Genomic DNA, 15,024 nt, shown 5'->3' with positions numbered 1-15,024 from the left:
CGGAAAGAAGCCCTCATGAAGATGTCCTTCGTCGCCCGGTGGGGTGTCGGCCTCGCGCTGGCCGCCTCGACGCTCGCGATGCCCAGCACGGCCGACGCGACGCCCGCGGGCGACAACGTCGTGATCAACGAGGTGTACGTCAACGGTGGCAGCACGGGCGCCACCTACCTCAACAAGTTCATCGAGCTCCACAACCCCACGACCAAGGTGATCGACCTCAAGGGATGGTCGGTCCAGTACAGGTCCTATTCCTCGACCGGCAGCTTCACGGGCGTCACCGCGCTGGGTGACCACCACATCGAGCCGGGTGGGTCGTTCCTGATCGGTGGCAACGCGAACTCGACGAGCGGCGCGGCGCTGCCGACCCCGGACGTCAGCGACACGTCCTACTCGTACGCCGGCAGCGCCAACGGCGGGACGATTGCGCTGGCCAAGTCGACGACCCCTCTGACGGGCGACCGGGCGACGGTGCTCGCGAACGGCAACCTGGTGGATCTCGTCGGCTACGGCGCGTCCGCGACGTACGAGGGTGCGGTCAAGTCCTCCGGCTACTCCGTCACCGCGTCGCTCACGCGTACGGGTGCCGCTGACACCGACAACAACGCCAACGACTTCACCACCGCCGCTCCCACGCCCGTGGCGTGCGGCACGGACTGTGACGGCGGGGGAGTCGACCCCGGTGAGCCGACCAAGGCCACGATCGCCGAGATCCAGGGGACCGGGTCCGACAGCCCGTTGGCCGGCAAGACCGTGACGACGCAGGGTGTCGTGACGGCGGTCTACAAGACCGGCGGGTTCAACGGTGCCTACATCCAGACCGATGGCACCGGCGGCGCGGTCGACCTGGCAGACCACGAGGCGTCGGACGGCATCTTCGTGTTCTCGTCGGCGTTCGCCGCGGGGGTCGACAAGGGCGACCTGGTCGAGGTCACGGGAGCCGTCAGCGAGTTCAACGGCCTCACCGAGCTGTCGACGTCGACCGGCAACTTCGCGAAGCTGGCCGGGCCGGCCGAAGGCGTCGATCCGGCGACGGTGTCGTTCCCGCTGAGCACCGTGCAGAAGGAGTCGCTCGAGGGCATGCTCCTGGCGCCGCAGGGTGACTTCACGATCACCAACAACTACGCGACCAACCAGTACGCCGAGATCGGGCTCGCGCCGGGCACCAAGCCGTTCGACACCCCGACCAACGTCGTCGCTCCCGGTGCTCCGGCGCTGGCGCTGCAGGCGCAGAACGACGAGAAGCTCGTGACGCTCGACGACGGCGCTTCGCTCAACTTCCTGTCCGCCGCCAACCAGGGCATCGCTTTGCCGTGGCTGACCGCCGACAACGAGGTGCGCGCCGGTGCGCCGGTCACGTTCGACGATCCCGTCGTCCTCGACTACCGCAACAACGCATGGAAGCTGCAGCCGACGCAGCAGCTCGTCGCCGGCGGCAACGAGCCGGTCGTGATCGGCAACACGCGCAAGGCCGCGCCCGAGCCCGTCGGCGGCGACCTCACGCTGGGCACGTTCAACGTGCTCAACTACTTCACGACGACCGCGGCCGACTACGTCGCCGACGGTGGCTCGTGCACCTACTACAACGACCGCGAGGGCAACCACATCACGGCCAACACGTGCTCGCCCGACGGCCCGCGCGGTGCTGCCGACGACGCCAACCTCGAGCGGCAGCAGGCCAAGATCGTCTCGGCGATCAACACGCTCGGCGCCGACGTCGTGTCGCTGGAGGAGATCGAGAACTCGGCGGCGTTCGGCGTCGACCGCGACGATGCCCTGCACCACCTGGTGGCGGCGCTCAACACGGCTGCCGGCACCAACCGGTGGGCTGCGGTCCCGTCGCCGGCCACGATCCCGGTCAACGGTGAGGACGTCATCCGTACGGCGTTCATCTACCAGCCCGCCGAGGTCGAGACCGTCGGCACGTCCGTGGCGCTCGACGACCCGGCGTTCGCCAACGCCCGTGCGCCCCTCGCCCAAGAGTTCCGTCCGGCGGGCGGCGCGGCGTACGAGGACTTCCTGGTCATCGTCAACCACTTCAAGTCCAAGGGCTCCGGCTCGGGCGTGGACGCCGACCAGGGTGACGGTCAGGGTGCGTCCAACCACGCGCGCACGCTGCAGGCACACGCCCTGATGGCGTTCGCCGCTGAGCGCGAGGCGGCCGCCAAGACCGATCGGGTCTTCCTGACCGGCGACTTCAACTCGTACAACGAGGAGGATCCGGTCGGCATCATCGAGGACGGCGGGTTCGTCAACGTGCCGCGTGCGCTGACCGACAAGGAGACCTACCAGTTCGACGGTGCGGTCGGCTCGCTCGACCACGTGTTCGCCTCGACGGAGGCGTACGCCAGCGTGACGGGGGCGGACATCTGGAACATCAACTCGTACGAGTCGGTGGCCCGGGAGTACAGCCGCTACAACTACAACGTCACGGACTTCTACAAGCCCAACCCCTACCGGGCCAGCGACCACGACCCGGAGATCATCGGCTTCGACAACGCCGAGGCGCCGGGACCGGTCGCCTCGACGACGAGCGCGACCGCACCCGCCACCGTGGCGTACGGCTCGACGTTCAAGGTCGACGCCAAGGTCGAGGCCGGTGACGAGGTCACGCCGACCGGCACGGTGACGGTCAAGGACGGCTCGGTCGTCCTCGCGACCGGCGACCTGGTCGGCGGTGCCGTCTCGCTGTCCGTCGATGCCGGCCAGCTGTCGGTTGACGACCACACGCTGACGGTGTCGTACGCCGGCGACGCCGGGCACGACCCGTCGTCCACCACGGTGAGCGTCGAGGTCGTCAAGGCCGATCCCGGTCTGGCGGCGACCGTGTCGACGACCAAGTACGGCAAGTCGGCGGTCGTCGACGTCACGGCGGAGGCGGGCGTCTCGGGACTCGTCACCGTCACCCACGAGGGGACGTTCGCCGGCATGGGCTTCCTGCTCGACGGGTCCGGCAAGGTCACGCTGGGCAAGACCGCGTTCAAGCCCGGGACGTACGAGCTGACGATCGCCTATGGCGGCAGCGAGACCTACAAGCCGGACACGACGACGGCGAGCCTGACGGTCGTGCGAGGCACCACGACGACCAAGAAGGGCAGCTTCACCGCCAAGGTCGTCGAGGACCGGACCCGCGCCAACGTGCCGTTCACCGTCACCGCGCCGGGCTACACCGTCGCTTACGGCACGGTGCGGGTCTACCGGGGCAGCACCTTGATGGGCCACGGCTCGGTCGTCAACGGCAAGGTCACCGTGCGGCTCGCGACGTTCGCCTCGGCGGGGACGCAGAAGCTGGTGGCGAAGTACGGCGGCAACACCTACGGGGAGCCGTCCGAGGTGGCCTTCACGCTCAAGGTCGTCAAGCAGTAGCCGGTTCGGCTCAGCCCACCATCGCCCGATGGTGGGCTGGGCTGACTCCGCGTACGCGCTTGAAGGCGGCGCTGAGGGCGAAGGGGCTGCCATAGCCGACCTGACGGGCGACCGCCGCGATCGTGAGGTCGGGCTCGCGGAGCAGGTCGGCGGCGAGGTCGAGTCGCAGGCTCGTGAGGTAGGCCATCGCGGGCTCGCCGAGCACGGTGGAGAACCGTCGAGCCAGCGCCGCGCGGGACACCCCGACCTCGGCAGCCAGCGTCGCCAGGGTCCACGGGCGGGCGATGTCGTCTTCGAGCAGGCGGAGCGCGGGACCGAGCACGGGGTCCGAGGCGGCCCGGTGCCACGCAGGTGCCCGCGAGGCGTCGCGGGTGAACCAGTCGCGCACGGCGGCGATGACGACGAGATCGAGCAGCCGGTCGAGGAACACCTCCTGGCCGAGCTCGTCGCGCTGCATCTCGGCGCTCAGCACGGTCACGAGCTCGCCGTTCCACTCGCCCTCGCGAAGCACGAACACCTGCGGCAGGCTGCGCAGCAGTCGAGCGCTGATCGCCCGGGTGCTCTCGTAGGTGCCGGTCACGATCATCGTCGCGCCCTCCGGGTCGTTGCCCCACGACCTCGTGCCGAGCGTCATGACGTCCTCGAGGCTGTTGCCCTCGGCGTCGGTGCAGTGCTGGCCGGGGTTGATGAAGACCTGCGGCTCGGAGTCGGGCCGGTCCGCGACGGTGTAGGGCTCGGGGCCGCGCGCGACCATGACGTCACCGGGTCCCAGCCGTACGGGCTCCTCGCCCTCGGGCACGACCCAGGCCTCCCCGCGTACGACGATCGCGATCGAGAGCGGTGCCTCGTCCTGGATGCGCAGGGACCACGGCGACGTGAGCACGGATCGCATGAGGAACGCGCCGTTGGCACGGGGGCCGTCGAGCAGGCCGCTGAGAGTGTCCATGAGAGCAGCGTAGACGCTCGCGTATGGATCTGCGGATCTCAGCCATGGAACGTCTCACTCATCGCTGATGAGATGGGGTCATGACCAAAACAGCACTCGTCACGGCGACCGCCCTCATGGGCCTGTCGGCCGGACTTTTCGCCACCTTCTCCTACGTCGTCATGCCGGGACTCCGGCGTGCCTCCGATGCTGCGTTCGTCGACGCCATGCGCGGGATCAACGTCGCGATCCTCAACCCGGTGTTCGCCCTGACGTTCGGCGGTGCGTTCTTCGTCGGCATCCTGGCGCTGGTGCTCGGCTGGGGCGACGCGTCACGCCCGTGGGTGCTTGCCGGCCTCGTCCTCTACGTGATCGGCGCGTACGTCATCACGTTCGCGGTCAACGTCCCGATGAACGACACGCTGGAGGCCGGCAAGGGGAGCGCCGCGTCGTTGCGCGAGGCGTTCGAGGACCGGTGGACGATGTGGAACCACGCTCGCTCGGTGCTGACGACGGGTGGCTTCGTCTGCCTGGTGGTCGGTGCGCTGAAGGTCTGACCTCAGGCCGGACGCGGCTTGCGGTTGCGCTTGATGGCGACGACCAGCACGATGACGAACGCCGCGATCCCGGAGAGGGCAGCCAGCGCGCCGCCGACGACGCCGTAGAGCACGTACCGGCCGATGCGGGGATTGTCGGCATAGCCGAACTCGCCCGTGGGGTTGCACCTGACGAGGTGCGTCGATCCCGGCTCGCCCTTGACGATCCCGACGCGGCTCCACGTCCGCCCGCCGTCGGTGACCGTCACCGTGGAGGAGGAACCGTGGAGCGCCGGTCGCTGGGTGTCGAGGTCTGTCGCGCTGCAGCTCGTCGGGGCGTCCTGCGGGGAGACCCAGATCGCGACACCGCGGCTGCCGACCGTGACGGTGGTGGAGTCCTGCTGCTCGAACGGGGTCACCGAGTAGCCGGCGACGGCACGCCCGATCCACACCGCGAGGAACACCACGAGGGCGGCGGCGATGACGGCCAGGACGGTCGCCACGACGTACCACCCGCGGCCGGGCCTCGTGGGTGTTGTCGGTGCCGCCGGGATCGCCATGGCAGGAGCCTAGAGGTGCGCGCGGTGCGGCGTCGGTCGATTCCGCGAGTCGGCGATGGACGAACTCACGCGGCGTATGCGGTGTGGGTGAGGAAGGTGGCGATGTCGCCCTCGAGCCGGGAGGCCGCGTGATTGCGCATCAGGTGGTGCGTCGGTTCGGTGATGCCGAAGGTCTTCATGCGGTGGTGCCGGCGGCAGAGGCTGCGGAGGTTGGATCCGGTGGTGGGTCCACGTGGGTGGGAGGCGTGGTGATCCTTGTCGGACTCCATCGCGGGCTTGGTGCAGGTGGGGAACTGGCAGGTCCCGTCGCGGATGTCGATCGCGATTCTGAGCTTGTCTGACGGGAACCGGCCGAGCTCGGTCACGTCGAGGATGCGACCGAGGGGGTCGGTGACGATGCGGTGGAACAGGGTGCCGGGCTGCCGAGCCAGGTCGCGGACCATCTCGGCCGGCAGGGCGAAGGATCCGTCGAACGACTCGCCGGGGGCATCGGTGAGTCCGGCGAGCGAGGCGACGGGGACGGTGATCCCGATGACCGCCCGCGACGAGGCCGACCTTCCGTCGCGGGCGGCACGGAACTGTGCGACGAACACGTCGGCTCGCTTCTGGTCCAGGGTGCGGTCGTTCGCGGCAAGCTTCTTGGCCTTCTCGGTCAGCATGGCGTCGATGAGGACCGCGTCGGCGGTCGGGATGTACGCGTGCAGGAACGACATGCCGTCGTCCTGATGGTCGAGCCAGACCGACCGCTTGGACTTCTCGGCCTTGGCGGCCGCCTGGTCGGGGAGGTGCTTGGCGATGAAGCGCTTCAACCAGCCCTTGAGCTGGGCTGCGGTGTGCACGGCCGCGTAGGAGGCGACCCGGTGGTCCAGCTCGATGATCGCGTGGTTGTCACGGCGCAGCTTGTCGACGGCGGAGGCGATCAGCGAGATCCGGTGGGTGTCGATCCGGCCGGCACCGAACGCTTCCCAGGTGACCATCATCCGGCCGCGGACCCGGCGAGCGGCGGCGAGGCGGCACTGCACGACTCGCGTGGGCTGGTGCAGCGCTACGGCGAGCTCGTCTGCGGAGAAGGAGGCCTCCAGCCGGGCAGCGGTCGGGTTGGGGTTGGCCTCGGCCTGGCGGCGGCGCAAGTCGTCGAAGTCGAGCATCCTGGCCGCGATCCGGGCCTCGATGCGGGGACGTTCGACCTCCAACGCGGCGACCTCGTCGAGGATCACCTTGCCGGGGTCGAGGACTGCTTCCATACGACAAACCTAGTCGCGACCACTGACACTTTATTTCAGCAATAGCAGCCGAAATCCACAGCCTCGGGTCCGATCCTCTGCGTTCTCCCAGCGTTCCTGCGCTCGCTCGCGTAGCCTCACACGCCAAGGCGACCGGAGGGCCCCAGTGATCCTCCTCAGCATCTTCCTGTGGATGACGTACCTGACGGTGACGTGGTTGCGCACCACTCATCCAGTCGGTGCGATCGCCCCAGCGATCATCGGCCTCTCATTTCTGCTCGCGGCGACGCGCCGAGATGGCCGGCCGTCTGACGACCGGCCCACCATGGCGTTGGGCCTGCTGTCGGCCTTGGGTATTGCGGTGCTCTGGATCGCCGCAGCGAGGACTGACGACTCGGGGCTCCGCGAACAGGCCATGGGGCTTTCCATCTGGGGTGGCTTCCTCGTGGTGCTGGCCGTCTTCGTCGTCTACAGGAGGTTCCGGGACCGCCCGCCGGCCGGACCTAGATCCCCAGCGCCGCCGCCAGGTCCTGCTTGATCCCCGCGATCTTCTCGTCGGCGATCGCGCGCGACGCCTCGATCGAGTCGTCGACCGGCACCACGACCTCGATGTAGCACTTGAGCTTGGGCTCGGTGCCCGACGGCCGGGCGATGATCCGCGTGTTGCCCTCGAGACCGAGCCGGATGCCGTCGGTCGGCGGGAGGCCGTGATAGCCGTCGGCGAGGTCGTCGACCGACGTCACGGAGAGACCACCCAACGACGACGGGGGAGAGGTGCGCAGCGTCTGCATCGCGCGGGCGATGATCGACAGGTCCTCGACGCGCACCGACAGCTGCGACGTCGCATGCAGCCCGTGCTCGCGGTAGATGTCGTCGAGCTGGTCGATCAGCGTACGACCGTCCGCCTTGAGCGCGGCCGCCATCTCCAGCACCGTGATGATCGCCGAGACGCCGTCCTTGTCGCGGGCGATGTCGGGGGCGACGCTGTAGCCGAGCGCCTCCTCGTAGCCGAACACCAGCGTCGGGATCTTGCCGAGCCACTTGAACCCGGTCAGCGTCTGCTCCCACGGCTGCCCGTGCGCCGCGGCCTGCCGGCCGAGCAGGTCCGACGAGACGATCGAGGCCGCGTAGGTGCCCTGCACGCCCTTGCGCAGCAGGAAGTCGCCGAGCAGCACGCCGACCTGGTCGCCGGTGAGCATCCGGTACGACTCACCGTCCCGCACGCCGACGGCACAGCGGTCAGCGTCAGGGTCGTTGGCGACGATGATGTCGGCGCCGACCTCGGACGACAGCTTGAGCGCGAGGTCCATCGCGCCGGGCTCCTCGGGGTTGGGGAACGCGACGGTGGGGAAGTCCGGATCGGGCTCGGCCTGGTCGCGTACGACGTGCAGCGCCGGGAAGCCCGCACGCGACACCGCCTCGACGAGGGTGTCGCGACCGACTCCGTGCATCGGCGTGTAGACCGCGACGATGTCGCGCGGCCCGTCGGACGGCAGCGCGATCACGGCCTCCACGTACGCCTCCGCGACCTCGGGACCCAGCAGCTCGTACGACTCTCTGCGCGGCATCTCGTCGACCCGGCCGACGGCGTCGATCGCCGCCGAGATCTCGGCGTCCGCGGGGGGCACGATCTGGCTCGAGTCCTCGAGGTAGACCTTGTAGCCGTTGTCCTGGGGCGGGTTGTGCGACGCGGTGACCATGACGCCGGCGCTGCACCCGAGGTGACGGATCGCGAACGCCAGCACGGGCGTCGGCAGGTGGGTGGGCAGGAGATGGGCGTGGACGCCGGCGCCTTCCATGATCTCGGCGGTGTCGCGGGCGAACACGTCGGAGTTGTGCCGAGCGTCGTAGCCGACGACGACCGACGGCTTCGAGCCGTGCTCCAGCAGGTACGCCGCGAGGCCGGCCGCCGCCTGCGCGACGATGACCCGGTTCATCCGGTTGGGTCCGGCGCCCAGCGCTCCGCGCAGGCCGGCGGTGCCGAACTGCAGCCGCTCCTTGAACCGGTCCTCGAGCCCGGCCGTGTCACCGGAGTCGATCAGCCCCTGCAGCTCCTCGACGGTCCGCGGATCGGGGTCCTGGCTCAGCCACGCGTGGGCACGGGCGAGGAGTTCGTCGGTCATGGGTTTCCCTTCAGAAGGCAGGTGGCAGGTGGAGCTGGCTGACGTGAGGACCGCCGACGTACGCGTTCTCGGCCTCGTCGCCGGGTCCCGGAGTCACGGAGTCGGCGTACGCCTCGGCGTCGTCCTGCGGGTCGTACCCCAAAGCGCGACCCGGACCCAGGTCCCACCAGCCGCGGGTGTTGGCGGAGACGCCGTAGAGGACGTGGAACCCTGGTGCGGTGGTGCGGATCGCGGCATCGACCATGCGTACGGCGTCGTCGGGCGACAGCCACGTCGAGAGCTCGCGGACACTGGTCGGCCGCTCGCGGAAGGAGCCGATCCGCAAGGCGACCGAGCTGATTCCCCGGCGGTCGGCGTAGAGGCTGAGCAGCGCCTCGGCAGCCGCCTTGGCGACCCCGTAGTAGGTGTCCGGCCGCGCGCGCACGCCGGTCGTCAGCTGCTCGCCGGAGGGGGTGTGCCCGACGGCGTGGTTGCTGCTGGCGTACGCCATGCGGCCGACGCCGGCTGCGACCATCGCCTCGAGCAGCCGCCCGGTGCTGTGGACGTGCGACTCGAGGCTCTCGGGCAGCGACGCCTCGTTGGGGTTGCCGGCGAGGTGGACGACCGCGTCGACACCCACGACGGCCTCGGCGGCGACCGCGGGATCGAGGCAGTCCCCGGTGATCCAGCCGAGCGGCAGCGCGGGGCCGTCCACCAGGTCGAGGCCGCGCAGCTCGTGCCCGAGTCGGGGCAGTCCTCGTACGAGGGTGCGGCCGATCGAACCGGCAGCACCCGTGACGAGGACCCTCATCAGATCCTCGGCAGCACGTCGCCGAGCAGCGCGCCCATCCGCGTCGCGGCGGCCTTGCCGGCCTCGAGGACCTCTTCGTGGTTGAGCGGCTCGCCGGTCATGCCGGCCGCCGCGTTGGTGACGAGCGAGATGCCGAGGATCTCCATGCCGGCGGCCCGGGCCGCGATGGCCTCGAGCGTCGTCGACATGCCGACGAGGTCGCCGCCGATCGCGCGGACCATGCCGATCTCGGCCGGCGTCTCGTAGTGGGGGCCGGGCAGCTGGACGTAGACGCCCTCGTCGAGGCTCGGGTCGGCCTCGCGGCACAACGCGCGAAGGCGCGAGGAGTAGAGGTCGGTCAGGTCGACGAAGTTGGCGCCCTCGAGCGGCGAGGTCGCCGTCATGTTGATGTGGTCGCTGATCAGCACCGGGGTGCCGGGTGCCCACGCGGGATTGAGCCCGCCGCAACCGTTGGTCAGCACGAGCGTCTTGACGCCGGCGGCGGCAGCCGTGCGCACGCCGTGGACGACGGCCGCGACACCCTTGCCCTCGTAGAAGTGGGTGCGGCCCAGGAAGATCAGCAGCCGGCGGTCGCCGAGGCGCACCGAGCGCACCGTGCCGCCATGGCCCGCGACCGCAGGAGCGCTGAATCCGGGAAGGTCGGCGAGCGGGATCTCGTGATCGGCGGTGCCCAGCGCGTCAGCCGCCGGCAACCAGCCCGAGCCCATGACCAGGGCGATGTCGTGCTCGACCCCGCCGGTACGTTCGCGCAGTGCGTCAGCGGCCTGTTGGGCCAGCTCCTGAGTAGTCACCTGCCGTACATTACGACAGCCCTCGGTGCACCGACCGGTGGCGACCCGCTCGGCGGCAATGGGAGACTGATCAGGTGACCCATGTGACGATCGTCGGCGGCGGACCGGGTGGATACGAAGCGGCTCTCGTGGCTTCGAGGCTCGGGGCGGAGGTCACTCTCGTCGAGCGCGACGGCCTCGGCGGATCGACCGTCCTGACCGACTGCGTGCCCAGCAAGACGCTCATCGCGACCTCGGACCTGCTGACCGAGGTCGGCACCTCGGCCGAGCTCGGTGTGCAGCTGCCCAAGGACGTACGTGCGGACATCGCGGCGGTCAACGCCCGGGTCCTGACGCTCGCCCAGGCCCAGTCCGCCGACATCGCGCAGCGCCTCACGACGAGCCACGTCACGATGATCGACGGCACCGCGACGATCGAGTCCGCCGGTGTCGTGACCGCCACGACGGATGACGGCGAGGTGCGGATCGAGACCGACGCGATCCTGCTCGCGACCGGCGCGCACCCGCGCGTCAGCGCCGACGCCCAGCCCGACGGCGAACGCATCCTGACGTGGGAGCAGGTCTACAACCTGCAGGACCTGCCCGAGCACATGATCGTCGTGGGCTCCGGCGTCACGGGTGCCGAGTTCGCCAGCGCCTACAACGGCCTCGGTGCCGCCGTGACGCTGGTGTCGAGCCGTGACCGGGTGCTACCCGGCGAGGACATCGACGCCGCCAACGTCATCGAGGCGGTCTTCACGCGGCGCGGCATGACGGTCATGGGCAACTCGCGGATGGCGTCGGTCGAGCGCACGGGCGACGGCGTGCGGGTGACGCTGACCGACGGGCGTACGGTCGACGGCTCGCACTGCCTCCTGGCGATCGGCTCGATCCCCAACACCGAGGGCCTCGGCCTGGAGACGGTCGGCGTCGCGCTCAACGAGCACGGGTTCGTCCACGTCGACCGGGTCTCGCGCACCAGCGTGCGCGGCATCTACGCTGCCGGCGACGTCACCGGAGTGCTGATGCTGGCGTCGGTCGCGGCCCAGCAAGGTCGCATCGCGATGTCCCACCTGCTCGGCGACGCGGTGCACCCGCTCGACCTCGGCAAGGTGGCGAGCAACGTCTTCACCTCGCCCGAGATCGCCACGGTGGGCCTGTCCCAGCAGCAGGTCGACGAGTCCGACCTCCAGATCGACGTCGCGATGCTGCCGCTGGCGTCCAACCCGCGCGCCAAGATGCAGGGCGTGCACGACGGCTTCGTCAAGATCTTCGCCCGGCGGGGCATGGGCATCGTCGTCGGCGGTGTCGTCGTGGCCCCCCGGGCCAGTGAGCTGATCCATGCGCTGTCGCTCGCCGTCTCGGCGTCGCTGACGGTCGACCAGGTCGCGGACGCGTTCACGGTCTACCCGTCGCTGTCGGGGTCCGTCGCCGAGGCGGCGCGGCGCCTGCACCGGCTCAGCTGACCGTCGGACCAGCCCCTGCAACCGCAGGAATGACACGGTTGTAGTTCGCGCGATCGCCGATTTTCGGTGGAACTTCGGGCGAAACTGTGGGCATAATCGGTCGGAAAACCTCATCCGTCACTTGAGTCACACCCGTTACACAGGATCGGACTTCCCCCATGCTTTCCTGGCGTACGGCTCGGCGTACGTCGGGCCTTTCCCTCGCAGCCGTGCTGATGCTTGGCGTGCTGGCGCCCTCGACGGCCCACGCGGCGGGCACCGAGGTCACCGGTGGCGCTCCGGGAAAGCCCGCGGCCGCGCCCAAGCCGCCGAAGGTCAAGGTCGCCAAGACCAAGGTCCCCGCAGTCAAGGGTGGCACCGGCAAGGTCGTCGCCGAGCTCGCCAAGACCTCGACGTCGAAGTTCCGCATGATCGGCGTGACCTGGTCGCAGCAGGGCCTGGCCCACGGCATCAAGGTCGAGGTCCGCACACGCACCAACGGCACCTGGTCGTCGTGGACGCCCTTGGACTACGACGGCGACGACGGCGAGGGCGGCAACCCCGGCACGGATCCGCTGTGGGTCGGCAGGGCCGACGGCGTCGCGGCCCGGGTCTCCAGCTCCGTCGGCACCCCGCAGGACGTACGCATCACCACGATCGACCCCGGCACCGACGGCCAGCTGTCGACCGCCTCGACCGCCTCCGACACGTCGTACGACGGCGTCGCCCACGCCTCGACTGCCGTGGACCTCGGCGACGGCACACCGAGCTACACGCCCAAGCCCACGATCATCACCCGCAGCCAGTGGGGCGCCTCGAGTGGCACCTCCTGCGACTCGCCCCTGACCGGCGACCGTACGCGCGGCGTCGTGGTGCACCACACCGCGGGCTCCAACACGTACGCCAAGGCCGACTCGGCGGCAATCGTCCGGGCCACGCAGGCCTATCACGTCAAGGGTCGCGGCTGGTGCGACATCGGCTACAACTTCCTGGTCGACAAGTACGGCCAGATCTTCGAGGGTCGCCGCGGCGGTGTCGATCGCGCGGTGCGGGCGGCGCACTCGGGCAACCTCGAGGTCAACACGTACACCATGGGCGTCTCGATGATGGGCAACTACGACGTCACGCGGCCGTCCGCAGCGCTCAAGGCTGCGATGGTCAAGCTGGTCGGCTGGCGGCTCGGCACCAACTACATCAAGGCCAAGGGCACGTACGCGATCGGCGGGCTGACGCTCAACCGCATCGCCGGGCATCGCAATGTCGTGAGCACCGAGTGCCCCGGCCGCTACGGGTACGCCTGGCTGTCGCAGGAGGGTGGCCTGCGCGATCGCGTCGAGGCCTACATGTCCAAGTACTCGACGCCGATCAAGACGCTGTACACGTCGCTCGGCAGCAGCAAGACGGGGGCGATCTACATCGGGGAGGCCCGGTCCTCCTCCGGTGGGAGGCTCGACGCCAAGCTCATGGACCTGTACGCCCGCACCGGCGCGACCGCGCACTATGTCTCGGGTCGCATCCGCACCGAGTACGACCGGCTCGACTCGCGCTCCGGCACGCTCGGCTACCCCAAGGACGACCCGCGCACGGTCGACGGTGTCATCCGCCAGCACTTCGACCGCGGCAGCGTGTACGCCGTCTCGGGCAAGCCCAAGGCGTTCAACGTGCTCGGCGACATCGCCAAGGTCTACACCAGGCTCGGGGAGTCGACCGGCACGCTCGGCGCACCGATCTCGTCGACCTACACCGTCAAGGCCGGCGTCACCCGCGTCGACTTCGCGCACGGCCGGATCATCTCGACCGCGTCGACTGACAAGACCGTGGCCTACTCCTCGACCGGCAAGGTCATCGGCACCAGCGCGACGGCGCGTCCCGCGACCATCACGAGCCTGACGCTCAAGGTCGGCCTCGGCTCGGTGCGCGTGTCCTGGCCCGCGGTGTCCGGCGCCACGAGCTATGACGTGTGCCTGCTGGCCGACAAGACCCAGACGACGTGCAGCCGCCTGGTGACCAAGCTGACCACGACGAGCGTGCAGCTGACCGGGCTCAAGCCGACCGCCGGCACCGACTGGTACGTCAAGGTCCGGGCCGTCGACGGCGATCTCCGGGGCCTGTGGTCGGCGCTGCGCGGCTTCAACCTGCTCTTCGCAGGTGACTCCGTGACGGTGCCGAGCACCCGTCAGATCACCGTGACGGGCCACGGCTACGGTCACGGCATCGGCATGAGCCAGTACGGCGCACAGGGCGCCGCGAAGCAGGGCGTGACGTACGACAAGATCCTCTCGCGCTACTACCCGGGCACGACGCTCGGCACCAAGAGCGGGCAGATCAGGGTGCTGATCTCGCAGGACACCGATGACCCGGTCACGGTCGCCGGTCGTTCAGGTCTGGTGTTCCGTGAGGTGTCAGCGGGGAAGACCCTGAAGCTGCCGACCACGATCGGCGGCGAGACCGTCGCCCGCTGGCGCATCCTGCAGGTCACGAGCGACAAGACGCGCTCGACGCTGCAGTACAAGACGACCGGCGACTACCGCAGCTACCTCGGCACCAGGTGGACCGGCAACGGCCAGTTCGAGAACCCGTCGACGATGTCGCTGATCCTGCCGGACGGCTCCGCGGTCAAGTATCGCGGCGCGCTGCGCTCGGCGATCCCCTCGGCGGGCTCCACGGCACGCAACACCGTCAACATCCTGCCGATCGAGTACTACGTCCGGGGCGTCATCGCCGACGAGATGCCGTCGAGCTGGATGCCGGAGGCCCTCAAGGCGCAGGCCGTCGCGGCCCGGACGTACGGCGTGCATGCCATGACGAGCTCGCGCTACTACGACATCTGCAGCACCACGGCGTGCCAGGTGTACGGCGGGGCGAGCCGCGAGACCACGGCGACGACCGCGGCGGCCCGGGCGACGGTCGGCAAGATCGTCACGTTCGACGGCAAGCCCGCGTTCACCCAGTTCTCGTCGTCATCGGGCGGCTACACCGCCGTGGGGAGCCAGCCGTACCTCAAGGCCGTCAGCGACCCGTGGGACGACTGGTCGGGCAACGCCAACCACGCGTGGACCACCACGGTGGCCGCCTCGACGATCGAGAAGGCATATCCGTCGGTCGGCACCCTCAAGCAGGTCAAGGTCTCGACCCGCAACGGCTTCGGCGACTGGGGTGGCCGGGTCACGACGATCAGCCTGGTGGGCTCGACGAAGACCGTGACGATCTCGGGCGACGACGCGCGCTGGGCGTTCGGACTCAAGTCGAGCTGGTTCAGGTTCTGACGTTCGGTAGGTGACAGGGTCTC

At 69.6% G+C, this 15,024-nt stretch carries 11 protein-coding genes; 5 read left to right on the top strand and 6 right to left on the bottom strand.

Annotated features, from left to right (window positions below):
* Window positions 1-15 precede the first annotated feature (15 nt).
* A complete protein-coding gene (locus ASC61_RS02585; RefSeq protein ID WP_056208907.1) occupies window positions 16-3,363 on the top strand; it encodes an ExeM/NucH family extracellular endonuclease in 3,348 nt (1,115 codons plus the stop codon).
* Window positions 3,364-3,373: 10 nt separating this feature from the next.
* Here ASC61_RS02585 and ASC61_RS02580 read toward each other — a convergent pair whose 3' ends face one another.
* On the bottom strand, window positions 3,374-4,309 hold the full coding sequence (locus ASC61_RS02580; protein ID WP_056208904.1) for an AraC family transcriptional regulator: 936 nt from the start codon (window positions 4,307-4,309) through the stop codon (window positions 3,374-3,376).
* An 80-nt stretch (window positions 4,310-4,389) separates the two neighbouring features.
* Between ASC61_RS02580 and ASC61_RS02575 the strand changes: the two genes are divergently transcribed.
* Window positions 4,390-4,845 (top strand): anthrone oxygenase family protein, encoded by a 456-nt coding sequence (locus tag ASC61_RS02575; protein ID WP_056208901.1) that lies wholly within the window; start codon window positions 4,390-4,392, stop codon window positions 4,843-4,845.
* A gap of 2 nt (window positions 4,846-4,847) precedes the next feature.
* Here the strand turns inward: ASC61_RS02575 and ASC61_RS02570 are convergent, their stop codons facing one another.
* Window positions 4,848-5,384: a hypothetical protein gene (locus ASC61_RS02570; RefSeq protein WP_157439350.1), complete on the bottom strand. Its 537-nt coding sequence runs from the start codon at window positions 5,382-5,384 to the stop codon at window positions 4,848-4,850.
* A gap of 65 nt (window positions 5,385-5,449) precedes the next feature.
* Window positions 5,450-6,628, bottom strand: a complete 1,179-nt coding sequence (locus ASC61_RS02565) for an HNH endonuclease signature motif containing protein (protein WP_056208895.1) — start codon at window positions 6,626-6,628, stop codon at window positions 5,450-5,452.
* Window positions 6,629-6,773: 145 nt separating this feature from the next.
* Here ASC61_RS02565 and ASC61_RS02560 point away from each other — a divergent pair, with 145 nt between their 5' ends.
* On the top strand, window positions 6,774-7,145 hold the full coding sequence (locus tag ASC61_RS02560) for a hypothetical protein (RefSeq protein ID WP_056208892.1): 372 nt from the start codon (window positions 6,774-6,776) through the stop codon (window positions 7,143-7,145).
* On the opposite strand, the gene ASC61_RS02555 is transcribed toward ASC61_RS02560, so the two are convergent.
* From ASC61_RS02555 to ASC61_RS02545, 3 genes are read right to left on the bottom strand one after another with little or no spacing between them, the layout of a single operon-like run.
* On the bottom strand, window positions 7,111-8,730 hold the full coding sequence (locus ASC61_RS02555; protein ID WP_056208889.1) for a phospho-sugar mutase: 1,620 nt from the start codon (window positions 8,728-8,730) through the stop codon (window positions 7,111-7,113). The genes ASC61_RS02560 and ASC61_RS02555 overlap by 35 nt on opposite strands.
* Window positions 8,731-8,740: 10 nt before the next feature.
* Window positions 8,741-9,520, bottom strand: a complete 780-nt coding sequence (locus ASC61_RS02550) for an NAD-dependent epimerase/dehydratase family protein (protein WP_056208887.1) — start codon at window positions 9,518-9,520, stop codon at window positions 8,741-8,743.
* A complete protein-coding gene (locus ASC61_RS02545) occupies window positions 9,520-10,311 on the bottom strand; it encodes a purine-nucleoside phosphorylase (protein WP_056208884.1) in 792 nt (263 codons plus the stop codon). Before ASC61_RS02545 ends, ASC61_RS02550 begins: the two co-directional genes overlap by 1 nt.
* 74 nt (window positions 10,312-10,385) lie before the next feature.
* On the opposite strand from ASC61_RS02545, the gene ASC61_RS02540 reads away from it, so the two are divergent.
* On the top strand, window positions 10,386-11,756 hold the full coding sequence (locus ASC61_RS02540) for an NAD(P)H-quinone dehydrogenase (RefSeq protein ID WP_056208882.1): 1,371 nt from the start codon (window positions 10,386-10,388) through the stop codon (window positions 11,754-11,756).
* A 158-nt stretch (window positions 11,757-11,914) separates the two neighbouring features.
* A complete protein-coding gene (locus tag ASC61_RS02535) occupies window positions 11,915-15,001 on the top strand; it encodes a SpoIID/LytB domain-containing protein (protein ID WP_082530410.1) in 3,087 nt (1,028 codons plus the stop codon).
* The last annotated feature ends 23 nt before the right edge of the window (window positions 15,002-15,024 follow it).

This window comes from Aeromicrobium sp. Root344, from assembly GCF_001425755.1.
In the GTDB taxonomy this organism is placed as follows: domain Bacteria; phylum Actinomycetota; class Actinomycetes; order Propionibacteriales; family Nocardioidaceae; genus Aeromicrobium.
The sequence above is the reverse complement of the archived record's forward strand: the minus strand, read 5'-3'. Positions and strand labels throughout refer to the sequence as shown.